This window comes from Paraburkholderia sp. CI3, assembly GCF_050436505.1.
Classification (GTDB): Bacteria; Pseudomonadota; Gammaproteobacteria; order Burkholderiales; family Burkholderiaceae; genus Paraburkholderia; species Paraburkholderia tuberum.
In genome coordinates this window covers 183,639-206,566 of record NZ_JBNDMI010000003.1, presented here as the reverse complement: position 1 = coordinate 206,566, position 22,928 = coordinate 183,639, and the positions used below count along the sequence as shown (strand labels likewise).

Genomic DNA, 22,928 nt, shown 5'->3' with positions numbered 1-22,928 from the left:
GGTCGTTGCCATGCTGAAGCGGCAGCAAGTTCCGCTCCCGATCCAGACGCGGCCATGCCCTTTCCGGTCACAAATCGAAGCCCATTTGCGCACGGCCAAGCTCGGTGAGATCGTCTGGCGTCGCGCGGCCGACGAAATCGACTTCGAAATGATCGGCCGGAAAATCCGGCGGGCTCCTGCCTTCGAGAAAGCCCGGCAGTTGCCGCTTCAGATACGCATCGTTCTTCGCGCAGCCCGGCAGCGAAGCGATATACATCACGTTGCTATAGCCGTTGCCGCGATGCGCGTCCTCGACCGCGTGAATGACGTCGCTATGCCAGAACACGGTGTCGCCCGCCTGCATCAGCGGAATCGACGACAGCGCATGAAACAGCGGCGCGTGATATCCGGACTTGATCGACAGCGCGCGCCCCGGCAGCGCTCCGCACAGATCGTCTTCGGCGACATCATCCTGCAGCGCGCGCAACAGGATGTAGACCATCGAGTTCGCCATTGGCACCAACTGCAGCGTGCCGTCGCCGGGACCCTGCGGCGTCAGGGCGGTCCAGCCTTGAAACGTGCGGAACATCGAGCAGACGGCCGGCGATGCGATCTCCTCGACTTCGGTTCGCCACGCGGCGTCGAACGGATCGTAGTCGCGCCAGTGGCCCGAGAACACATGGCGATAGACCTTGCGGAAGTTCGGCTCGATCCAGCGCTCCACCGAACCGCCGTCGCAATGCACCGACAACCCGAGCGATTCCGATCCGGGCGGCCGACGGCGCAGGCGGTCCGCATACACCGGCACATGGTTCGGATCGAAATGCACGCGCCCTTCGCTTTCGGTGCGCCACAGCCGGTTCAGGAACACGCGGGCCTGCGTGAGCTCGGTCGATTGCCGCGCGAGCACCTGCGGTTTCGACCAGTACACACCGTAGATTTGCGGCTTGCTCGAGGCGAGCTGCCCAAAGTACTTGTCTTCCGCGCGATTCTGCAGCTTTGCGTCGAGGTCGTTGCGCTCGACGTAGTCGGCGATGTCCTGATCCCATTGCTCGACGAGCGACCGGTCGAACACCTTGCGGATCACACAGGCGCCGCGAGCTTTGACGAGCGCGATCTGCTCGTCGGTGACCCGGTTCGCCACGATGTCGGCGAACTGGATTTCCGGAATGACCGGCTCGCCGCGCTCACGCAGCGTCGCGATTCGCTCCGCCTCCTTCGTCATCGCCGCTTCGACGTCGGCGAACACGTCGCGGTAGTTCGGCAGCATCGCGCGCAGTTGGCGCTTCGCTTGACGGATGGCTGCCGGCAGGTCGTCGATTTGCAAGGCCATTGCATCGTCTCCATGTGATTTCCGATGCTTGAAGCGTACGCGAACGATCGCCGCCTGCGTGATACTATCCGGTCAAAGATTTGACGATTTCGGACATGAAAGCCGCTTTTGAACATGTGGATTTTGGCCGGGACTGTTCGGTCAGGGTTTACCACCGCCGGCTGCCCCGCATCCCTTTCGAATGGCACCACCATCCCGAGTACGAGCTGACGCTGACGATGAACAGTCAGGGCAAGCGGTACATCGGAGACTCCGTCGCGACCTACGGCGCGGACGATCTGGTGCTGGTGCCCCCGAATCTGCCGCACACTTGGGCCTCGAACCGTTCGATCGACGCGGCGCACCCGCAGGTCGCGATCGTCGTATGGTTCGACGGCGCGTGGGTGCGGCGACTCGCCGATGTCTGCCCCGAATACAACGGACTCTGCGACCTGTTGCGCAGAGCGGCCTGCGGCCTCGCGTTCGAAGACGGTGCCGGCACACGCATGCGCGAACACCTCGACCGCCTGCTGTCCGACAAACCGCGCGAACGCTTGCAGGCGGCGCTCGATGTACTGGATCTGCTGTCGGCGCTCCCCGCCACGCCGCTCGCGTCCCCAAGCGCATTCGACGCGCGAACCGGCACGCCGACTGGCCACGAATCCGATCAGATCAATCGCGTGCTCGCGTTGATCGAAACACAGTTCGCGTACCCGCTTCGGCTTTCCGCGCTGGCCAAGGCGTCGGGGCTTTCCGAGCGCTCGTTGACGCGGCATTTCATGCAGCATCTTGGCGAGAGCGTCGGGCGCTACGTGACGCGCGTACGAATCGGCCACGCATGCCGGATGTTGACCGATACGCAAGCGCCGATTTCCGTCATTGCGTCGCGCTCCGGATTCGCGAACGTCGCGAATTTCAACCGGCAATTCAAAGCCGCCAAGGACATGACACCGGTTGAATTCAGGCAGCAGTTCGCGGGCGCGCGGCGGGCGGAGCAACAGATGTCGCCAATGCTCACCGAGCGCTCGCCTTCTCTGCGGAGACTTCGCAACAAAGGAGACGGCAAGCGGATGTCTCGGCACGCACGTGCAAGCCGGCAGTCCAAATGACCGGACTACTCGGCGAGCAATCCCTGCAGGCGCCAGACATTTTTTGCACGTCCGGGGGAGTACTTGCAGCAAGGGTGGGGCCAGGGATTTTATGGCGCAGACTATGCGCTGGCGGCGAAATTTCAACGCGACGGCAACGCGCGGCTGGTCGACTGCAACACCCGGCTCTGGAGGCACTCCATGAACGAAGAAGCGATACGTGAAGCCTTGAACGCACACTGGCGAGCCTCGGCGGACGGCGATCTCGACGCCGAACACGCTATCTACGCCGACGATGCGATCTGCGACTATCCCCAATCAGGCGAGAGAATTCATGGACGAACCAATTTGCAGGCTCTGCGCGGCCATCATCCCGGCAAGCCATCGGGTTTCGCGATCAGGCGAATTCAAGGCGAGGGCAATCTGTGGATCACCGAGTACACGATCAACTATCAGGGGCGCATCGCTTACACGGTCAGCGTGATGGAGTTCCGCGAAGGCAAGGTCGTCCACGAGACGCAGTATTTTGCTGATCCGTTCGAGGCACCGGATTGGCGGAGTCAATGGGTTGAGCGGACCGCGTGAAAAAACGCGCGGCGGCCGTGTAGGACCAAGGTCCGATTGATGACAAACGCGCGCATGCGACTATGCTTCGAGGGGGCTGAAGCCCGAACTTGACGAGGTTCGCTATGCGGCAGGCCAAGATCGTTATCGTCGGCGCGGGGCTGGTCGGAGGATCGGCAGCCCTGCTCGTGGCATTGGCCATTCCGAGTGCGAAAGTCGTCATGATCGATGTCGCGCGGGTGCGCGCTGAGGGACAGGTTCTCGATCTCGCCCACGCCGCGGCATTCTGGGGGCACAGCCGTTTTCGCGCAGGGGACTACGAAGACGCGCGTGACGCCGACATCGTCGTGATCACGGCCGGCGCCGGCGTCAAACCCGGCGAGACTCGCCTGCACCTTGCCAGAACCAATGCGGACATCGCGACCGAAATCGTCGGGCGGATCGCGCCGCTCGCGCCCGACGCCATCTATCTGATCGCGACCAACCCATGCGACGTGCTGACCGGCGCCGTTTACGACCAATTGCGTTGCGAGCGCGAGCGCGTCATCAGCACGGGAACCTCGCTCGATACCGGGCGGCTGCGCTCCCTGCTGTCCGAGCGGCTCGGCGTGGTGGCCTCCGCGATTCACGCCTATGTGCTCGGCGAGCACGGCGAATCGGCCGTGATCCAGTGGTCCGCCGCAACGGTCTGCGGCATGCCCCTCGAAACCTTCCTGACGCGCAACGGCAAGGAGTTGGGCCCCGCCAGCAGGGATCTGATCCTGCGCTCCGTCCACGAGGCGGCGAAGCTCATCAAGGAAGGCAAAGGCGCCACCCATTACGGCATCGCCAGCGCGATAGGAAGGATCTGCGAGGCCATCGTGCACGACACCGATCTGATTCTCACGGTTGGCATCGTCCAGCCCGAAGTGGAAGGCGTACCGGACGTGTGCGTGTCGCTGCCAATGGTCGTCAATGGCGCGGGCGCGCGGTTGATCGCCTATCCGGAACTCGACCCTATCGAGCGCGAGACCTTGCTAGGTAGCGCGCGCATCGTCAAGGACGCGACGGAAAGCGTGCTCCACGAGCGGTGACGCCTTCCCGCGCACTCCGAAAATACCCAACCACGCCGGTACGAGGTCCATCATGGCTCCTACACCTGCCAAGGTTTCACGGCCCACCAGCTCGCCTCCCGCCACGCCGAAGCCCTCGGTCGGACTGCCGGCCGGCGTCTGGAAATATCTGGTACCGATCGCGGTCGGCGTCGCGCTGTGGTTTGTGCCCGCGCCCGCCGGCCTCCAGCCGAAGGCGTGGCATATGTTCGCCGTGTTCGTCGCGACCATTGCCGGCATCATGACCGCCCCGCTGCCGATGTCGGTGGTTGCCATCATCGGCTCGACCATTGGCGTGCTCGTCGGCGTTCTGTCGTTTGCCGACGTCACCAAATCCACCGGCACCGACCTCGTATGGCTCGTGATGCTCGCGTTTTTCATTTCACGCGGCGTGATCAAGACCGGCCTTGGCCGCCGGATCGCGCTTCTGTTCATGCGATTGCTGGGAAAGCGAACGACGGGGCTCGGCTACGGGCTCGTGTTGACCGAACTCGTGATCTCCCCCGCGATGCCGAGCATCACCGCGCGCGCGGGCGGCGTGATGTTGCCGATCACGCGAGCCATCTCCGAAGTGCTGGGCAGTCACGCCGACGATCCGGAATCACGCGTGAAGGTGGGACGCTACCTGATTCTCTGCGCCTTCCACGCGAACATCATCACGGCGGGCATGTTCATCACGGCAATGGCGGGCAATCCGCTGGCGGTCAGGCTGGCCGCGGACCAGGGCGTGTCGATCAGTTGGCTCGACTGGGCGGTGGCGGCGTCGATCCCCGGTCTGCTGTGCCTCGCCGTGATTCCGATCGCCATGCTGTGGATCGCCCCGCCGCAGGTCAGACGCACCCCCGATGCCACCGACCTCGCGCAACGAGAGCTCACGACGATGGGGCCCATCTCGGTCAAAGAAATCATCATGGCGTGCATCTTCGTCGGCTTGCTGGTGCTATGGGTGTTCGGCGACGATCTCGGCGTCGGCGCGACGCTCGCGGCGGCGATCGGCGTTTCGTTGCTGTTCATCAGCGGCGTGCTGACCTGGCAGGACGCGCTGAACGAGAAGTCCGCCTGGGACACGATGATCTGGATCGGCCTGCTCATCATGCTGGCCTCCAAGCTCAACGAATATGGCATGGTGAGCTGGTTCGGCAAGGAATTCGGCGCGCATCTCGCGGGCTTTCCGATGCTGGCGGTCTATATGATGGTGGCGGCGATCTACGTTTACATTCACTACTTTTTCGCCAGCGCCACCGCGCATATCAGCGCGCTGTTTCCGCTCTCCATGGCACTGATGGTCGCCGCCGGCGTCCCGCCCTTCGTCGCCGCAGTCTCGCTCGGGATTCTGAGCAATGTGAACGGCTGCCTGACGCAATATGGCATCGGCTCCGGTCCCGTCATGTTCGGCGCGGGCTACGTGACCCAGGGCGAATGGTGGAAGGCGGGATTTTTGATGAGCCTGTTTTACATGGTGGCCTGGCTGGTCGTTGGGCCGCTTTGGTGGAAGGTGCTGGGGCACGTATGAGAGATTCGCGCCGGAGCAAGATGGAGCGCAACGTTCCAGATCGAGTCTGATTGGATAACATAAGGCCGCGAAACTTCGCTTGCAGATGCTGTATCGTGAGCGCCTACGCCCTTGCATAGGTCCACGATCTCCGTCCAGACGTCTCAGATGATTCCGCTCCACCGCAATCCAGCTTTCTATCAGCTCCTTGCCGACAGCTACGCCCAGCGGCTTGGTCGTCCGCTGGTGCCGCAGGCCATGCCCGTGGACGAAGGAACCGAATGGCTCTACGAGAGTGCCCCATTCGCGGTACTCGCGCACAACACCGATCCCGACCCGCTCTTTATTTACGGCAACAAGGCCGCACAGCGCCGCTTTGGATACAGCTGGGATGAAATCACCCGACTGCCGTCCCGACTCTCAGCCGAGGCCCCTAACCGCGAGGAGCGGCAGCAATTCCTGGCACGCGTCCAGCGGCTGGGCTACGAGGCGGGCTACAAGGGCGTGCGTGTCACTAAGTCCGGCCAGCGCTTCATGATCGAGGAAGCCACGCTGTGGCAACTTCGCGACGCGGACGGCAAACTGCACGGCCAGGCCGTTGTCATCCCGCGGACGCGCGACATCTGATCTCATGCCAACGGTTGATGCGTGAGCCTACTGCCGCGAAACCACGAGACGAGATACTCGCGACGAAGACCTTTGTGGGATCGATCTGATAGCGCTGAAGTTTTGTGATCGTGGACGTGGCCGATCCGGCGTCCGCGATGGGGCTCGAGGTGGCGGCTAACGCTTTTGCCTGTGCAGATGCTGCCGGTCCACTTACATCCGTACTGGCCGAATCGCCACCGCCCCGCATCCGAGGAGACGATCGCTGACACGGTTGCCGACGCTAACCGTTGGCCTAACGTCATCGTCATCATGGTCGAACTGTTCATCGTTCACAGCAAGTCCCAGCAGTAGGGGCGAATGAGCAAGATTGCGGCTCTGCCGAAGGACTGCCTTTAGGTGTCAGCAGAGGCCTACTTGATTGCCTTGCTTGTCGGCGTCACGCGCGGATCGTCGCACAGTCGCTGGCAGCCACCCTTGCATAACGGCATGAGACCCACGCTAAGCTGTAGATATCCACTGCGCCCAGTGCTATCTTTTGGATAAGGCAATTTCTCCAGATGAGAGTCAACATATATATATTGCGGCTTTATACCAAGTTCAATCAAAAATTCTTTTAGCAGCTTACCCCGCGACTCTGCCAGTTCTTTAGCATTGGCTTCCCCAACGTAAGCGTTTGCGACGATTTGGGCTTGAATCTCAACATTGGGCCATTGCCGGGCATTCAATACCATGCTCATCATTTTTAGACGGTAGGCGTTTGGAATTCCTTGGTAGTTCAGTGGAACGCTTTCGGTCAAATCTTCTGATATCGTACAAGCCATCAATTGCTGCGATACAGCAAAAGAGAATACAAAAAAAACGGATAAAATAAATTTTTTGACCATATTACCAAATCTTCTTTTCGGAAAATTCACTGAGGGTATCAAAATGGGCAATATAGCACGCGAAATTGTCTGCATTCCTGCATGCCCCCTCTGGATCAGTTTGCGCCCAATAACCAATACCAGGTCCAAAACCATAAACTACATCGTCTGAATCGAATGTATCGACATAGTGCGTACATTCATGAATCAAGACCTTCAACTTGCAATTTGTCGAAACATCAACATCAGGAAGGGTACAAAAATGTGGATAGATTGCGATTATTCTACGTGCCGAATCCGGCTTGCATACTGCCGCATCGTTGCCCCCTCTATCGGGAGCTATTGCACACGAAATCTGCATGCCCTTCTGTTCGTCCCAACGAATGATCTTCTCGGGTTTTAGCTGCTGCATCGCGGTTGCCAGCCTGGGCAGGCCGAAACTCAATCGATTGTGGATATCCGGTAACGCACCCCCGCCTGTCGCTTGCCAGTGTAGTCTCTTAACTCGAACTGCTCATTGAACCGTTTGGGGGCACGCTCGCGACAATCGCACGCCCATGCGTAACCCAGGGCTTCGGCCATGTCGTAACCGTTTGAATACGACTTCAGCCTATCGAACGGAAACCATTCGCCGGTTTCGGCGTTCAGCGCCATGGCGAACGGCATTGGCGGGAAGTTTGTGTAGATTGAATAGGTGATACGGCAAAGCTGGCACTCTTCCTTGCCGCCGGTTTCATCCTGTTTCTGCTGTCCCATTTGACCTCATCTGATTTTCCAGAAAACACCCGACGAATTAACCATCTAAACAGCGTCTCGGTCAACGACATTAATTTTAGATTAAAACTTTTTGACAAAAATTCACGATGAACTTGGGCATCTCATTTTTAAGCTCATCTTTCGGATGAGTCTCTTTTACATGGTTGCATGGCTGGTTGTTGGCCCGCTCGGGTGGAAAATGCTGGGCATATATGAATGATTGGCGCCGAGTCTCGGGATGCATCGAACGTGGGCATCGCCGCACTATTCACACGATGTCGCCACCGGAACTCTGCCGCCCAACTCGTCGAAATGAGTCGATCTGAAAAGCGACGGAGCCGATCTTCAATGCACCTTCGGTGGTCGACAGGAATCCGACCGTGCGCCGTCGAAAGCTCGGAACGCTCGTTCGGAGTTCGACCGGCCGGGCCCTATCACAGCAATGGCTTATCGGAGAACTCGATGGCTACGAACACTTCAGTGTGGTGATGGTTTCGGTTCCGGAGATCGAGTCACCCTCTACTTACCGCCGTCTTCAATCCCCCGCCGATCATCCCTGGAAACCGCCAGTCTCGAAGGTTCCCCGATCATAAGCTTCGCAATAAGCCTTCCAGTCCGCCGCGACCTGCGCCTCACACTGCGTCGCAAGATCGATCAACGGCAGTTGCCAATCGCGCCGACTGCCAAACGCGATCAGATCGTCTGCGATCGCCGACTTCTGCCGCCCTCCGCTGCGCAGATGCGCCCACGCGCTCAACTCGGCCATGCTGTTGATCACTGCCTCGAGCCGCGGCAGCTTGCCGTCCCAGTCGGCAAGCGCGACGCGATCTTCCGATGGCTGCAAACTCCGCAACACATAGGAGCGCTGGTTGAATTCCACCGCGTGCAAAAAGGCCTGCGAGACCGCCTGATTGCGCCGCTGCACTTCGACGACACGCTGCGCCTCGGTCTGCCACTTCGGCTGCGTCGCCGTCACGTGCGCACTCACCGATGACGGCAGCGCCTCTTTCAAATCGATCAGGTAGTTGCCATCGGGCGAGCCCTTGCCCTCGACCAGAATCACATAGCGATCGACACCGAGGCTGCCCGTCCCCGCAATGCGGCGCGCGACATCGAGCGTGCGGTAGAACTCGGGATTCGGCTCCGTCACCGCGAACTGCTGCATGAACTGCGCGACCGCGGCACGCCGTTCATCGCTGACGGGCAGCGCTTTCTTGCCGTCGACCTTCAGCATGCGCGTTTTGCCCTTGAGCACCGTGCGACGGTCCAGATGCGCGGCGCGCGTGCGGCTCGCGAGCGCGACGAACAGATCGCGCACCATGCCGGTCGCGGTCTCCGCTTCGATCCAGCGCGACTTGCCGTACGCGAGCGCGGCGCCGTAGGCATCGAGCGCGGTGTGGCACAGCGCGAGCGCTTCAGCGCGGCTCAGCTTCAGGTTGGCCGCGCCGACCAGCACGCTCGTCAACAGACGCACGAGCTCGTACGGAACCGGCGCGAGACAGGCTTCGTCGAAGTCGTTGTTGTCGAAGTAGACGAGGCGATTGTCGCCCTTGTAGCTGCCGAAATTTTCGAGGTGCATGTCGCCGCAGATCCACACGTGCGGCGCGTCGTCGAGTACGTTCGCGGGCGGCAGACGCGCATAGAACAGATGGCAGGTGCCGCGCAGAAACACGAACGGCGAGCCGCGCATGGCTTTGTATTTCATCGCGAGTCGTTCGGGGTCCCGCCCGGCGTTGAAGTTGGCGATGATCTTTGCGATATCGGACATAGCGGGTTCCGTTGAATGGGCAAGCTCGACGTGAGCTCCGTGCCTGCTGCTGTGACCTCGGGACGTGCCGCGAATTCAATGCGCGTTCAACCCGGATGCAGTGACGTGGCTGTCGTTGCTTGTCGCGGCAGTGGCGATCGGTGGGCTGCTTGCCTACGGGTATCGCCAGTGGGCGCGCTCGACAGGCTCGAACTTCGAGTTCTATGCGTCGTTGTTGGCGTTCAACGCGACCGCGCTCCTGTTGCTGACGAACGCGCTATGTTGGTTCGAATACATGTCCAACGTCATCAATGTGTCGCATCCATTGTGCTTACGATCTGCTCGACTGGGCTTTTCCAGCGACCTCCGTCGCCATACTCGCCTTCGTGATGAGCCGGACGCGCTACGCGATAGCCAGCCATCGGCGCTCGCTCGCCTGGTCAGGTCGTCGCCGCGGTGAGCAAGGTGATTGCATCGCCCGGCCCCACTCACCCCTCTCCACCGAACCTGCGCCGATACGCCCCTGGACTCGTCAACGCGATCCGGCGAAAATGCCGCCGCAACGACTCCTCCGACCCGAACCCCGCCAGCTCGGCGACGCGCGCCATCGGCAGCGGCGTCGCGGCTTCGAGCAACTCACGCGCAAGCGCGACGCGCTCCCTGACGAGCCATTCATAAGGCGCCATGCCGGTCGCGTCGCGGAACTGCCGTTGCAGCGTGCGCGGGCTCATCGCCGCGCGCCCGGCGAGCGAGCGCAGCGTATGCGGCTCGGCCGCATGGCTGCGCACCCAGTCCATCAGCTTCGCGATACGTCCGCTTTCGTCGGGCGGCATCGGGCGCGGCACGAACTGCGCCTGGCCACCCTCGCGATGCGGCGGCACCACGAGCCGTTGCGCGACGCGATTCGCGACCGCGCCGCCATGATCGCGCCGCACCAGATGCAGCAGCATGTCGAGCCCGGCCGCCGATCCCGCCGACGTGATCACCTGCCCTTCATCGACATACAGCGCGTCGGGCTGCACACGCAGTTGCGGATAGCGCTGCTGCAACTTGTCCGCGTAGCGCCAGTGGGTCGTCACGGTCTTGCCGTCGAGCACGCCAGCCGCCGCGAGCACGAACACGCCCGAGCAGATCGAGCAGAGCCGCGCGCCGCGCCCGTAAGCCGCGCGAAGCTTGCGCAGCAGCGCGGCCGGCGGCACCTCGTCGGCATCGCGCCAACCCGGAATCACGATCGTGTCGGCGCTCGCGAGCAGCTTCAGCGTGTAGGGCGCGGCCAGCGTGATGCCGCCCGCCGCGCGGATCGGCCCGGGCTCGCTCGCACAGACCGCGAAGCGATACCACGGCACGCCGAGTTCGGGACGCTCGAGCGCGAACAGTTCGGTCACGCAGCCGAATTCGAAGGTGCAAAGCCGGTCGTAGGCCAGCGCGACGACGAGATGATTGTGCATGGCGCAATGTTACCGAAGATTGACGATCACGCCACTTACCGGGCGACCCGCCGCTCATCACAATCGACCGTGCCTGAAACGCGCGCGCCCCACCACCCAATCAACTCACCCCTGCTGCCATGACTCACGACAACCTCACCACCGTCCCGAACGCCGTCACCGCGATCCCCGCCGCCGACAGCGCCGCCGCGCTCGCGCACTTCCAGGCGTCGCTGCGCTTCGAAACCGATTGCACCGACGTCCACGCCGCGCTCGCGAGCGGCGCGCCCGGCTTCGTGCTGCTCGACGTGCGCAGTCCCGCGCTGTTCGCGCAGGGCCACGTGCCGGGCGCGCTGAATCTGCCGCACGGCAAGATCGTCACGTCGAAGCTCGCGGCTTATGCGCCGGACACGCTGTTCGTCACCTACTGCGCGGGGCCGCACTGCAACGGCGCGGCGCGCGGCGCACTGCGGCTCGCCCAGTTGGGCCGGCCCGTCAAGCTGATGGCGGGCGGCGTCACCGGCTGGCTGGACGAAGGCTTCCCGCTGAGCCGCGAGGACGCCGATCCGCCGTCCGATCTACGCTCGGATGCATAGCGTGACTCGCAATCCGACACGCGTTCCAGCGCGGCATCCGCCGCCGTCCGCGCGCCGGTTTTGCCCCCTGTTCGCAAATCGCAAATAAGTTGAACAAAAGTTCGAAAAGTGCCGATAAGATGTCCAGCCGGACTCCTCCCGGCGGACCCAATATGCAGAGTTCATATAATTTCTGGCTCGTCGCGATTTCGTTCGCGGTCGCGACCCTCGCGTCGTACACCGCGCTCGATCTGACGGGCCGCATCTTCCTGCTCGGCTCGACGCGCCGGCGGCACGCATGGCGGCTCGGCGGCGCGTTCGCGCTCGGTGTCGGCATCTGGTCGATGCACTTCGTCGCGATGCTCGCGTTCTCGCTGCCTATCCCGCTCGGGTATGACCTGGCGACGACCGCCTGCTCGCTGGCCCTCGCGATCGGCGCTTCGTATCTGGCGCTCTCGCTGACGACCCAGCAGCGCCTGACGCCGGTCCGGCTGCTGATGGGCGGCGTGGCGATGGGGATCGCTATCGCCGGCATGCATTACACCGGGATGGCGGCGCTGCGCATGGCGCCCGCGATCCACTACCAGCCGGCATGGTTCGCGGCCTCGATCGCGATCGCGATCGGTGCGTCGAGCGCCGCGCTGTGGATGGCGCGCGCGCTCAGCAACGAACACGAGCGCCATATCGCGCGCAAACGTCTCGCCGCGGCGCTGGTGATGGGCGTCGCGATCAGCGGCATGCACTACACCGGCATGGCCGCCGCCGACTTCGCGCCGGGCGCGATCTGCGGCGCGGCCAACGACATGAACGCGCGATGGCTCGCCACCTCGGTGATCCTGCTCACGTTCGCGGTGCTGATCGTCACGCTGATGCTGTCGCGCTTCGACGTGCGCACCACCTTCCTGCTCGGCGCGGTGTCGCGGCTGAACGGCCAGATCGTGCGGCTCGCGACGCTCGACGCACTGACGGGGCTGCCGAACCGCGCGACGCTGACCGAGCGGATCGAACGCGCGATCAGCGGCGCGCGTCGCCAGCGTACGTCGTTCGCGGTGCTGTTCATGGATCTCGACGGCTTCAAGACGATCAACGATTCTCTCGGTCACTCGGCTGGCGACGCGGTGCTGTCCGCATTCGCGCAACGCCTGCAGCAATGCGTGCGTTCGAGCGACACCGTCGCGCGGCTCGGCGGCGACGAGTTCGTCGTGCTCACGGAACACCTTACGTGCGGCGACGACGCGGCCGCGCTCGCCGACGGCGTGCTTCACCGGATGCGCCAGGGCACGTGGAGCGACGAACAACCGCTGCAGGTGATGCCGAGCATCGGCATTGCGCTTTATCCGCGCGATGGCGACAGCGTCGAGACGCTGCTCCAGCACGCGGACGCCGCGATGTACGAAGCGAAGCGCGCCGGCCGCGGCACCTACCGCTTCTTCGAGCGCAGCATGAACGAGGCCGCCACGCGCACGCTGCGGATCCAGCAAGTGCTGCACGACGCCTTCGCGAATGATCGTTTCTCGCTGCTGTTCCAGCCGAAGTTTCAGCGCGGCGGCGACGCGCTCGCGGGCGCCGAGGCGCTGATCCGCCTGCACGATCCGGAGATGGGCGCGCTGATGCCGGCCGAGTTCATCCCGGTCGCCGAGCGCTCCGGGCAGATCGTGCAGATCGGCTACTGGGTCGTGCGCGAAACCTGCCGGCGCATTCGCGGCTGGATCGAACAGGGCCTGCCGGCGATGAAGGTGGCGATCAACCTGTCGCCGCGTCAGCTGTTGCAACCGGACCTCGTCGAGACGATCCTCGACATCGTCAGGAGCGAGGACGTCGCGTGCGAGCAGATCATGTTCGAGATCACCGAGACCGTAGCGATGCAGGATGCCGCGCGCACCGTCGAAGTAATCCGCGCGTTTCAGGCGAGCGGCTTCGACATCTCGATCGACGACTTCGGCACCGGCTATTCGAGCCTCGCGTATCTGCAGCGCTTCCAGGTGAAGCAGCTGAAGATCGATCGCTTCTTCATCAACGGTCTCGACGCGAACGGCGCCGCGGGCAGCGCAATCGTGTCGGCGATCATCGCGCTCGCGCACTCGCTCGAAATGGACGTGGTCGCCGAGGGCGTCGAAACCCAATCGCAGCTCGACAAGCTGTGCTCGATGATGTGCGACGAAGTGCAGGGCTACCTGCTCGGCAAGCCGATCGACGCCGACGCCTTCGGCGCAATGCTCCGCGGCAGAACGATGGCCGCAAGCGGAGTCTCTATCTGAGCAGCGTCTCCCCCAACGCCGCGAGCCGTTCGGTCAACGCCTCGCTCGCACGCGTCATCGGCAAACGCAATTCGTTGCGCACCCATCCCCTCGCCGCGAGCAGCGCCTTCACCGGCGCGGGATTCGGTTCCGCGAACGCGAGCTGGATCTGCGGCACGAGCGCGTGAAAAATGCGTCGTCCTTCGTCGAGCTTCCCCTGCGTCAACGCGCGATAAAGCGCGACGAAACGCTCGGGCCGCACGCCGGTGCGTTGCGGAATATCGTAGAGCACGACTGGATGCACGCTCGCGTCCGCGAGCGCGCTGAAATGCGCGACGATGCCGTCCTGCGAGGGCCGACGAACCAGTTCCCGGAGGAAAACGCTTGACTTCTACGCGCCGGAAACTAATATACGCACCGCGTACATCAACGCGTTTTGCTGCCTTACTCCCGCCGACCCCACTTTTGCGACAGGTGCCCTCATGAGCGTTCCGCAACAAGCCTTCCTACGCGATGCGATGCGTCGCCTGAACATGACGCGCGATACGTTCGCTAACCGCATCGGCGTGTCGCGCCGGGCGCTGGATACGTGGCTGCTGCCGGACGACTCGCAGGAATCGCGGGCGATGCCGGAAATCGTCGAGCGTTTCGTCTCGGAGATCGTCGCGAACACGGAGCCGGGCGAAGGATATACGCAAAGCGTAGACTCGCAATCGCTCGCAAGCCAGATTCTGTTCGAGGGCAAGCCGCAGCTGCTGTCGGTCGATCAGTTTTCGCGCGACTCGGTCGAGGCGCTCTTTCGCGTCGCCGACATCATGCAGCCGATCGCCCGGCGCCGCAAAATCTCGCGCGTGCTCGAAGGCGCGGTGCTCGGCAATCTGTTCTTCGAGGCGAGCACGCGTACCCGTGTGAGCTTCGGCGCGGCGTTCTGCCGGCTCGGTGGCTCGGTGTGCGACACGACCGGCTTCACGTTTTCGTCGATGGCGAAGGGAGAATCGATCTACGACACGAGCCGGGTGATGAGCGGCTATGTCGACGCGCTGGTGATCCGCCACCCGGAGCAAGGCTCGGTGGCCGAATTCGCGCGCGCGACCAACGTGCCGGTGATCAACGGCGGCGACGGTCCCGGCGAGCATCCGAGCCAGGCGCTGCTCGATCTCTACACGATCCAGCGCGAGTTCTCGCGGCTCGGCAAGATCGTCGACGGCGCGCACATCGCGCTGGTCGGCGACCTCAAGTACGGACGTACCGTGCATTCGCTCGTGAAGCTGCTGGCGCTCTATCGCGGCATCAAGTTCACGCTGATTTCGCCGCCGATGCTCGAATTGCCGGGCTATATCATCGAGCAGATTTCGCGCAACGCTCACGTGATCGAACAGACGCACGACCTGCGCACTGGCTTGCGCGGCGCCGACGTCGTATACGCGACGCGCATCCAGAAGGAGCGCTTCACGGACGAATCGTTCGAAGGCTACACGCCCGACTTCCAGATCAACCAGGCGCTCGTCGATAGCGTGTGCGGCGCCGAAACACTGATCATGCACCCACTGCCGCGCGACAGCCGGCCCGGCGCGAACGATTTGAGCACCGACCTCAATCACGATTCGCGGCTCGCGATTTTCCGGCAGACCGACAACGGCATTCCGGTGCGGATGGCGATTTTCGCGGTGCTGCTCGGCGTCGACAAACAGGTCCAGCATTCGATGCGCGATGCCGCGTGGCGCCCGCCGGTCTGCCTGGGACCTGACGACGCGGTGTTTCACGGAATCGATTGACGCGGCTAGCCGTCCGCCGTCAGGCCGCGGCCGCGGCGCGCGCGTCACGCATTTCGCGCGCGGCCTGCCTGAACGCGCCAGCAAAGAACAGCACCTGATATTTGACCGCGTTCGACCAGTACTTCCACGTATGGCCGCCGGGCCGCTCGGCGTAATCGTGCGGCACGCCGAGTTCGACGAGCCGCTCGTGCAGCAGCCGGTTCGACTGCACGAGCGAGTCGTTCACGCCGCAATCGATCGTCAGCGCGATATGGTCGCGGCCGAAATCCTCCGCACTCGCGACGATCGCCTTGCTGTTCCAGAAGTCCGCATATTGCATCGGGTCGCCGAACACCCGCTCGATGCCGGGCTCGTCCTCGCTGCCGCGCGGGTCCACCGCACCGCTGATGCTGCCCGCCGCGCCGAACGCGTCGGGCCGGTCGAGCGCGATGCGTAGCGCGCCGAAGCCGCCCATGCTCAAGCCCGTGATAGCGCGCGCCTGCTTCGTCGCGATCGTGCGGAAATGGCTGTCGATATAGGCCACCACTTCCGTACCCACGTAGGTTTCGTAGCGGCTGCGCGGATCGACGGGGCTATCGATGTACCAGCTGTCGCGGCCGCCGTCGGGCATCACGAGGATCACGTGATAGCGGTCGGCGAGCTTGCCGATATGCGAATTCGCGGTCCAGTCCGTGTAATCGCCGCCCGAGCCATGTAGCACGTAGACGACCGGAAAGCGCGCGGCCTGGTTGCCACGCGCGTATCGATCGGGCAGCACGACGGTTGCGTCGAACGTACGATGCATCGCCGCGCTCGGAATCGTGACGACGCGCGACTGGAACGCCCACGCCGGCGATGCGATCAGCATCAGAATGAGCCAGAACGTATGGACTGGATTCATGGTGAGTCGCCCCTTGCGGTTGCTTCCGGCTGCTTACGTTCGTCAGGCATCCGAAGAAGAGCGCCCCAGCATGCCTCGGCCTATGTCCGCGAACGACTGTAGCAATGGCGACTTACAACCAAATTTCAGCGAAACATACGATCCAGTCAAGCTTCGGTCGCTTCATCGGCTTCGGTTGCCGTCTCTGCGCCCGCATCTTCGACGTGCGCGGCAAACCCCACCCGCCCCGGCGCCCGATCGTCCCGCAATGTGAGCGCCGGAATCTCATACGCGCCGCCGTTCTGCGGCAGGAACGCGATCGGCGCAGCCGTCCACAGCGTGTCGAGCCGTCGCCCGAGCGCCTCGCTGACCTCGGCATACTTCGCCTCGTCGACGCGGCTCGTGCGATAGACGACGAACGGCGGCAATACTTCGAAGCCGGGGTAATACAGCACACCGTGCTGGATCGGGAACAGCACGTCGTCGATCGGACCGTTGATGCCGCGTGCGCTGTAGTGCGACTCCCAGCCGCCCGTCGTGACGATCAGCATCGCGCGCTTGCCCGCGAAACGGCCCTCGCCATAACGCTCGCCCCACCGCACATCGGAATGCTCGCCGACACCATACGCGAGACCGTACGCATAGACACGCTCCACCCAGCCCTTCATGATCGCCGGCATCGAGAACCACCACAGCGGAAACTGCAGGATCACCGCATCGGCCCACTTCAGCTTGTCCTGCTCACGCGCGATGTCCTCGCTCTGCAAACCGTTCTCGAACGCATGCTTCGATTCGAGCGACGCGAAGAAGCGCTCGCCGCTGTGACGCTCGCTGGTGTCGCGTGCGTCTAGCGACGCTTTCCAGTTCATCGCGTACAGATCGGACACCTGCACCGTATGGCCGGCGCGTTCGAGATGGCGGACACTGAAGTCCTTCAGCGAACCGTTCAACGATTTCGGTTCGGGATGCGCATAGATGATGAGAACGTTCATGATGGGACCTTCGTGGCTGAAAACAGTCACGATAGGCATCGCCGAGGTATATTGGAAATGAATTCCCAATATGTCAGGTATTGCCGTGGTTAATCTCAGAAGACTCGACCTGAACCTGCTGGTCACGCTCGACGTGCTGCTCGAAGAGCACAACGTCACCCGCGCCGCCGAACGGCTGAACTTCTCTCAGCCGTCGGTCAGCGTGCATCTGGCGAAACTGCGCGACGTATTCGGCGATCCGCTGCTGTTGCCGGGACCGCGCGGCATGCGGCCCACCGCGAAAGCGCAGGCACTGCGCGAGCCGTTGCGCGAAGCGCTCGACGCACTGCAGCGCGCGGTCGCGCCAACCCGTCCATTCGATCCGGCCGCGGCGACGCAAACCTGGCGCATCGCCGCAACGGACTACGCGGAGTCGACGATCATCCTGCCGATGCTCGCGGGCTTGCGCGCGGCGGCGCCCGGCACGCGTCTCGCGATCGTCGAGGCGGTGCCGCCGCGGCTCGCTCGCCAGGCCGAACAGGGCGATATCGATATCGGCTTTCATACGAGCGAAGGCGCGCCCGAAGGCTTGCGCCGTCGCGTGCTGTTTGCCGAGCGCTACGTGCTGGTCGGCCGCGCGGGTCATCCGAAGCTGAAGCGCCGGCCCACCCTCGCGCAGTTCTGCAAGCTCGAACACGTGATCGTGTCGCCCGATGGCGGCGGCTTTTTCGGCGTCACCGACGAGACGCTCGCGAAGGTGGGTCTCGCGCGCAAGGTCGTGCTGTCGGTGCCGCACTTTCTGTTCATGCAGTCGGTGCTCGCGAGCACGGATCTCGTGGGGATGCTGCCCGCGCGTCTCGTGCGCGGCACGGACGCGCTGCGGATGGTCGAGCCGCCCGTCGAGGTGCCGGGCTACGAGATGGCGATGCTATGGCACGAGCGGGTGCATCGCGATCCCGCGCATCAATGGTTGCGGGAGTTCATCGCGGCATCGGTGTAATCAGCCCTTTTCAGCGCCGATCGCATCCAGCTGATCGAGCACCTCGTCGCTGAGCTTCAACTGCGCCGACTGCAGGTTTTCACGCAGATGAGTCACCGAAGACGTGCCCGGAATCAGCAGAATGTTAGGTGCCCGATGCAATAGCCAGGCAAGCGCGACCTGCATCGGCGTCGCCTCGAGCTTGCGCGCAAGCTCCGACAGCTCGGACGATTGAATCGGCGTGAAGCCACCCAGCGGGAAAAACGGCACGTAGGCGATGCCCTGCTCCGCGAGCGCATCGATCAGCGCGTCGTCGTCGCGATGCACGAGGTTGTAGTGATTCTGCACGCACACGACCTTCGTGATGCGCTGGGCCTCGGCAATCTGGGCGGCCGTCACGTTGCTCAGGCCGACATGACGCACGAGCCCGCGCTGCTGCAGCTCGGCGAGCGCCGTGACCTGCTTTTCGATCGAGCCCTCACTCGGCTCGTGCACGTTGCCCATCACGCGCATGTTGACCACGTCGAGCGCGTCGAGCCCGAGGTTGCGCAGATTGTCATGCACCGCGCGCTCGAGGTCGGCGGGCTCCTGCGCCGGCAGCCAGGCGCCGGCGCCGTCGCGCACCGCGCCCACCTTCGTCACGATCGTCAGATCGCGTGGATACGGGTGGAGCGCCTCGCGGATCAACTGATTGGTCACGTGCGGCCCGTAAAAATCGCTGGTATCGATGTGATCGACGCCCGACGCGACCGCCTCACGCAGCACCGCGAGCGCCGCGTCGCGGTCTTTCGGCGGCCCGAACACGCCGGGGCCGGCCAGCTGCATCGCGCCATAGCCCATGCGCCGCACCGGGCGGCCGGCTAGTGCGAAAGTGTCGATGAAGCTGAAGTTCGGCATGACGATCTCCTTGTGAAGTGATGAGCGGCAGTATCGCCGCAATTGCGTTGTTGAATAAAGCGGTCTAACGTGTACGGGTTGTTCAAAATTCTGCACAATCAATCGTCATGGAACTGAATGATCTGGCCGCCTTCGTTTCCGTCGCCCGCGCCGGCGGCTTTCGCGACGCGGCGCGCGTGAGCGGCGTGTCGGCGTCGAGTCTGAGCGTCGCGGTGCGGCGCCTCGAAACGAAACTCGGGCTGCGGCTCCTGAACCGCACCACGCGCAGCGTCGCGCCGACCGAAGCCGGGCTGCGTCTGATCGAGAAGCTGACGCCGCTGTTCGGCGAAATGGAAGCGGCGCTCGACGTGCTGAACGGCTTTCGCGACAAGCCGACCGGCACATTGAAGCTCAACGTGCCGTCGAGCGTCGCGCGCATCGTACTGCCCGACGTGCTTGCGCGCTTTCTGAAGCAGTACCCGGATATTCGCGTCGAAGTGGTGGTCGAGGATGGTTTCGTCGATGTGCTATCGATCGGGTGCGATGCGGGCATTCGCTACGATGAACGCCTCGAGCAGGACATGATCGCGGTGCCGATCGGCGCGCGCGTGCAGCGCTTCGCGACCGCCGCATCGCCCGCGTACCTCGACGCGCACGGCCGTCCGCAACATCCCGGCGAATTGCTCGCGCATGCCTGCCTGCGCGGGCAATTCGCCAGCGGCGCGATGCCGACCTGGTACTTCGAGCGCGACGGCGAGCTGCTGCAATTGAATCCCACCGGACCGCTGCTGGTGCGGCCCGGCGCCGCGATCGACCTCGCGGTCAGCGGCGCGGTCGCGGGCCTCGGCATCATTCACCTGTTCGAAGACATGCTGCGCCCGCATCTGGACAGCGGTGCGCTCGAAGCGATTCTCGAACCGTGGTGGCAGCGCTTTTCAGGGCCTTTTCTTTACTATCCGGGTCATCGTCATGTGCCCGCGCCGCTGCGCGCGTTCGTCGATTTCCTGAAGGCCGATTCGGCAGGCGTCCCGGACGATGACGTGGCACGGCGTTGACGTCATCACGACGGTGATCGCGGCGACGCGTGCCATATCAGCACCGTTGCGCGCAGAGCTGCGCGATCGTGGTCAGAAAGAGATCCGCGCCGATCGGCTTCAGCAGACATGCGCTGCAGTAATGCGCATCGCTGTCCGAAGGCTGCACCGCGGTATGGACCAGAATCGGTACGTTGACGGATAGCGGCATCGATTTCAAACGGCGGCATAACTCCGCGCCGTCCATAACCGGCATCATCCAGTCCGTAACAATCAGGTCGGGAACGTGAGCGACGACACAAGCGAGTGCTTCGGCGCCGTTGCTCGCGCAACTCACCTCATACCCTGCGCTCTCCAGAATCAACCGCCATGCGGCTAGAATTTCCGGTTCGTCGTCGACCAGCAATATCGAATACATCATGTTTTGCGGACGAAATTTGCCTTCTTGTCTGATCAGAGTCTCGCAAGAGATGTTCCACGAACGGCAATTGCGCGGATAATGACGCGGGTCGCCGGCGCGCATCGGGTCGCCTGGCCGATCGCCAGCGAAACAGGTTTGCGGTGCCCGCGCAAATCGAGGCGTTCGAACCGTTCGCGCGTTGTATGTTGTAGAAACTCCATTCCGGTATCCATCATGACCGACAGACGCGTGAGCCCGCTGCGCAACTTCGCCAACTTCATCCGCGCGGAACGGGGCGGCCTGACGCGGCAATGGATGCATGCCGTCTCCGCCGACGCCGATCTCGTCGAAGCGGACAAGCTCACTTATCGGCAACTGGCCGACCATCTGCCGGATATTCTCGACGAGCTGTGCCGGGGGCTCGATGCAGAAGATCTCGAGCGCGTCGAAACGTCGATCGAACGCGACGCGAAGAAGCACGGCAAGGTCCGTTGGCAGCAGGGCTACCGGATCGAAGAGCTGGTGCGCGAACTGGACCTCTTTCAGCAGGTGCTCTTCGAAGCGCTCGAAGAGTTCGTCGAACGCGACCGGACGTGCACGCGCCGTCACGAGAGCCGCGCGCGCCGCCTGATCGCCGAAGCATTCAGCGTGGTCAGGTATGAGTCGATCAAGGAAGCGGTCGCCGAACGCGATCGCAAGATCGACGAATACACAGGACGGCTCGAACGCGCGAATCACGAATTGACGCTCGAGCAACGGCTGGTCGGCGATCTATATGCATCGCGGATGCAGATCACGCGCAGCGTCGTGCACGATCTGCGCAATTTCCTCAACGCGTTTTCGGTCGCGCTGCAACTGATCGAGCGAGCGCCGTCGAAAGCCGATACCGCATTGACGCTCGCGAACCGTCAGGCTGCCGACATGAAGCAACTGGTCGACCAGATGGTCGAGTACTCGGTCGTGCTCGGAGACTCCGCGCCGCTCGTGCTCGAAGACGTCGATTTGCGCGAACTCTTCGACGAACTCGTCGCGTCGACGCGACCGTCGATCGAGGCGAAAGGGCTTGCGTTGCGCAGCGCGTTCGACGCGGCGCTGCCGGTCGTCACGTCGAATCGGCTGAAGCTCAAGCAGATCGCGGTCAATCTGTTGACCAACGCGATCAAGTACACGAAGTCGGGGCAAGTCGAAATCCGGTTCGCGATGCATGGCGCCGAACATTGGGCAATTCGCGTCTCCGACACCGGCGTCGGCATTGCGCCCGCCGACGCGGAGCGCGTATTCGATGAGTTCGAGCGCGCGGCCTGCGACGAGATTCCGGGCACGGGGCTCGGGCTCGCGATCGTCAGGGAGCTATGCCGCGTGCTCGATGGGCAGATCGAGTTTGCGTCGCGCGAGGGCGTGGGGACCACGTTCGAGATCCGGTTTCCGCTGCGCCGAACCTTGGCCGCAATGTGATGCGTGGACGAGCGCTTCAACCAAGTCCGAATGTATTCCTCAAGCTTGAATCGACGGGACCAGCGGGCATAAAGCGGCGTAACTTGCTCAGCAACGACGCCTGTCCGGCAGGCGTGCGACGCATCCGCCAGGCGCCAAGCGCCGCTTCGACAATAGTGTTCGCCACGCCCTCGGGCTCGGGGGCACCTTTGACACTGTTCACGACTGCGCTCGTTGCAAGGGCACGCTCGCGGTCATAGTCGGCGATGTTCGAACCCGCCTGGGGCGCATTGATGTCGAGATTGGTCCTGGTAAAAGTCGGTTCGACCAGCGTTGCGCGTATGCCGAACTGGCGCACCTCATGATCCAGGGTTTCGGTCAGCCCTTCCACAGCGTGCTTGGACGCCGAATAGAGTCCCATGTAGGGCGCCGGGAGAAACCCGAGCACCGAACTGACATTGACGATCCTTCCACCGCGTTGTGCCCGCATGTGGGGGAGTACAGCCTGTGTCGCGCGCAGAATGCTGAATACATTGGTATCGAACAGAGACGAGGCCTCGGCAGTCGACGTTTCCTCGACCGCGCCAATCATGCTCGTTCCTGCATTGTTGACGAGCACGTCGATTCGCCTGGCGCGATCGATGACGGACTGGATTCCAGCCTGGACCGAAGCATCGTTGCGAACATCCATCTCGACAAGCTCGACTCCCGAGATAGGCGCGGCTTTTGCGATGCTGCGCACGGTGCCAAATACGCGGCACCCCCGCCTGGCAAACTTCTCGGCGGCGGCGCGTCCGATACCCGATGACACGCCGGTAACAACGACAACAGTGGAATTCGACATGAACAGCTCCCTTCAG

General features: G+C 63.1%; 23 protein-coding genes and 1 pseudogene. 12 read left to right on the top strand and 12 right to left on the bottom strand.

Features of this window, described 5'->3' with window-relative positions; all coding sequences use genetic code 11:
* Positions 1-67: 67 nt before the first annotated feature.
* On the bottom strand, positions 68-1,312 hold the full coding sequence (locus OKW29_RS09820) for a DUF1479 domain-containing protein (protein WP_429290917.1): 1,245 nt from the start codon (positions 1,310-1,312) through the stop codon (positions 68-70).
* A 95-nt stretch (positions 1,313-1,407) separates the two neighbouring features.
* On the opposite strand from OKW29_RS09820, the gene OKW29_RS09815 reads away from it, so the two are divergent.
* The 5 genes from OKW29_RS09815 to OKW29_RS09795 all read left to right on the top strand — a co-directional run bounded on the left by OKW29_RS09815 (position 1,408) and on the right by OKW29_RS09795 (position 6,153).
* Positions 1,408-2,400, top strand: coding sequence for a helix-turn-helix domain-containing protein (locus OKW29_RS09815; RefSeq protein WP_429290916.1), 993 nt, complete (start codon positions 1,408-1,410; stop codon positions 2,398-2,400).
* A 180-nt stretch (positions 2,401-2,580) separates the two neighbouring features.
* Positions 2,581-2,964: a nuclear transport factor 2 family protein gene (locus OKW29_RS09810; RefSeq protein WP_429290915.1), complete on the top strand. Its 384-nt coding sequence runs from the start codon at positions 2,581-2,583 to the stop codon at positions 2,962-2,964.
* 104 nt (positions 2,965-3,068) lie between these two features.
* Entirely contained in the window at positions 3,069-4,016 is a 948-nt protein-coding gene (locus OKW29_RS09805) for a lactate/malate family dehydrogenase (RefSeq protein ID WP_187630110.1), read from the top strand.
* Positions 4,017-4,068: 52 nt separating this feature from the next.
* Positions 4,069-5,547, top strand: a complete 1,479-nt coding sequence (locus OKW29_RS09800; RefSeq protein WP_429290914.1) for a DASS family sodium-coupled anion symporter — start codon at positions 4,069-4,071, stop codon at positions 5,545-5,547.
* Between the two features lie 147 nt (positions 5,548-5,694).
* Positions 5,695-6,153, top strand: a complete 459-nt coding sequence (locus OKW29_RS09795; RefSeq protein ID WP_429290913.1) for an MEKHLA domain-containing protein — start codon at positions 5,695-5,697, stop codon at positions 6,151-6,153.
* Positions 6,154-6,545: 392 nt separating this feature from the next.
* On the opposite strand, the gene OKW29_RS09790 is transcribed toward OKW29_RS09795, so the two are convergent.
* The 4 genes from OKW29_RS09790 to OKW29_RS09775 all read right to left on the bottom strand — a co-directional run bounded on the left by OKW29_RS09790 (position 6,546) and on the right by OKW29_RS09775 (position 9,522).
* On the bottom strand, positions 6,546-7,019 hold the full coding sequence (locus OKW29_RS09790; RefSeq protein ID WP_429290912.1) for a hypothetical protein: 474 nt from the start codon (positions 7,017-7,019) through the stop codon (positions 6,546-6,548).
* A gap of 1 nt (position 7,020) precedes the next feature.
* Positions 7,021-7,359 (bottom strand): M35 family metallo-endopeptidase, encoded by a 339-nt coding sequence (locus tag OKW29_RS09785; protein WP_429292473.1) that lies wholly within the window; start codon positions 7,357-7,359, stop codon positions 7,021-7,023.
* A gap of 80 nt (positions 7,360-7,439) precedes the next feature.
* Entirely contained in the window at positions 7,440-7,754 is a 315-nt protein-coding gene (locus OKW29_RS09780) for a hypothetical protein (RefSeq protein WP_429290911.1), read from the bottom strand.
* Between the two features lie 550 nt (positions 7,755-8,304).
* Positions 8,305-9,522 (bottom strand): DUF2252 domain-containing protein, encoded by a 1,218-nt coding sequence (locus OKW29_RS09775; protein WP_429290910.1) that lies wholly within the window; start codon positions 9,520-9,522, stop codon positions 8,305-8,307.
* Between the two features lie 100 nt (positions 9,523-9,622).
* Here OKW29_RS09775 and OKW29_RS09770 point away from each other — a divergent pair, with 100 nt between their 5' ends.
* On the top strand, positions 9,623-9,961 hold the full coding sequence (locus OKW29_RS09770; protein WP_429290909.1) for a hypothetical protein: 339 nt from the start codon (positions 9,623-9,625) through the stop codon (positions 9,959-9,961).
* Positions 9,962-9,989: 28 nt separating this feature from the next.
* Here OKW29_RS09770 and ftrA read toward each other — a convergent pair whose 3' ends face one another.
* Positions 9,990-10,949, bottom strand: coding sequence for a transcriptional regulator FtrA (gene ftrA / locus OKW29_RS09765; RefSeq protein WP_429290908.1), 960 nt, complete (start codon positions 10,947-10,949; stop codon positions 9,990-9,992).
* A 119-nt stretch (positions 10,950-11,068) separates the two neighbouring features.
* Here ftrA and OKW29_RS09760 point away from each other — a divergent pair, with 119 nt between their 5' ends.
* Both OKW29_RS09760 and OKW29_RS09755 read left to right on the top strand, forming a co-directional pair.
* Positions 11,069-11,524 (top strand): rhodanese-like domain-containing protein, encoded by a 456-nt coding sequence (locus OKW29_RS09760; protein WP_429290907.1) that lies wholly within the window; start codon positions 11,069-11,071, stop codon positions 11,522-11,524.
* Between the two features lie 152 nt (positions 11,525-11,676).
* Positions 11,677-13,761 carry a putative bifunctional diguanylate cyclase/phosphodiesterase gene (locus OKW29_RS09755; protein WP_429290906.1) on the top strand — a complete coding sequence of 695 codons (2,085 nt, stop codon included), beginning with the start codon at positions 11,677-11,679 and terminating at the stop codon, positions 13,759-13,761.
* Here the strand turns inward: OKW29_RS09755 and OKW29_RS09750 are convergent.
* Positions 13,754-14,098, bottom strand: a pseudogene (locus OKW29_RS09750) (dihydrodipicolinate synthase family protein); the annotation flags it as partial. The gene OKW29_RS09755 and the pseudogene OKW29_RS09750 overlap by 8 nt on opposite strands.
* A gap of 124 nt (positions 14,099-14,222) precedes the next feature.
* Here OKW29_RS09750 and OKW29_RS09745 point away from each other — a divergent pair.
* Positions 14,223-15,515 (top strand): aspartate carbamoyltransferase, encoded by a 1,293-nt coding sequence (locus tag OKW29_RS09745; RefSeq protein WP_429290905.1) that lies wholly within the window; start codon positions 14,223-14,225, stop codon positions 15,513-15,515.
* Positions 15,516-15,534: 19 nt separating this feature from the next.
* On the opposite strand, the gene OKW29_RS09740 is transcribed toward OKW29_RS09745, so the two are convergent.
* Positions 15,535-16,395, bottom strand: coding sequence for an alpha/beta hydrolase (locus OKW29_RS09740; RefSeq protein WP_429290904.1), 861 nt, complete (start codon positions 16,393-16,395; stop codon positions 15,535-15,537).
* A 146-nt stretch (positions 16,396-16,541) separates the two neighbouring features.
* Positions 16,542-17,366, bottom strand: coding sequence for an NAD(P)H-dependent oxidoreductase (locus OKW29_RS09735; RefSeq protein WP_429290903.1), 825 nt, complete (start codon positions 17,364-17,366; stop codon positions 16,542-16,544).
* Positions 17,367-17,436: 70 nt separating this feature from the next.
* Between OKW29_RS09735 and OKW29_RS09730 the strand changes: the two genes are divergently transcribed.
* Positions 17,437-18,345, top strand: coding sequence for a LysR family transcriptional regulator (locus OKW29_RS09730; protein WP_429290902.1), 909 nt, complete (start codon positions 17,437-17,439; stop codon positions 18,343-18,345).
* Here the strand turns inward: OKW29_RS09730 and OKW29_RS09725 are convergent, their stop codons facing one another.
* Positions 18,346-19,221 carry an aldo/keto reductase family oxidoreductase gene (locus tag OKW29_RS09725; RefSeq protein ID WP_429290901.1) on the bottom strand — a complete coding sequence of 292 codons (876 nt, stop codon included), beginning with the start codon at positions 19,219-19,221 and terminating at the stop codon, positions 18,346-18,348. It lies immediately after the preceding gene.
* Between the two features lie 107 nt (positions 19,222-19,328).
* Between OKW29_RS09725 and OKW29_RS09720 the strand changes: the two genes are divergently transcribed.
* Positions 19,329-20,255 carry a LysR family transcriptional regulator gene (locus OKW29_RS09720; protein ID WP_429290900.1) on the top strand — a complete coding sequence of 309 codons (927 nt, stop codon included), beginning with the start codon at positions 19,329-19,331 and terminating at the stop codon, positions 20,253-20,255.
* 37 nt (positions 20,256-20,292) lie between these two features.
* Here the strand turns inward: OKW29_RS09720 and OKW29_RS09715 are convergent, their stop codons facing one another.
* Complete coding sequence (locus OKW29_RS09715) at positions 20,293-20,655, bottom strand: response regulator (protein ID WP_429290899.1); 363 nt, start codon at positions 20,653-20,655, stop codon at positions 20,293-20,295.
* Positions 20,656-20,868: 213 nt separating this feature from the next.
* Between OKW29_RS09715 and OKW29_RS09710 the strand changes: the two genes are divergently transcribed.
* Complete coding sequence (locus OKW29_RS09710; protein WP_429290898.1) at positions 20,869-22,089, top strand: sensor histidine kinase; 1,221 nt, start codon at positions 20,869-20,871, stop codon at positions 22,087-22,089.
* Positions 22,090-22,105: 16 nt separating this feature from the next.
* Here the strand turns inward: OKW29_RS09710 and OKW29_RS09705 are convergent, their stop codons facing one another.
* A complete protein-coding gene (locus OKW29_RS09705; protein ID WP_429290897.1) occupies positions 22,106-22,912 on the bottom strand; it encodes an oxidoreductase in 807 nt (268 codons plus the stop codon).
* Between the last annotated feature and the right edge of the window lie 16 nt (positions 22,913-22,928).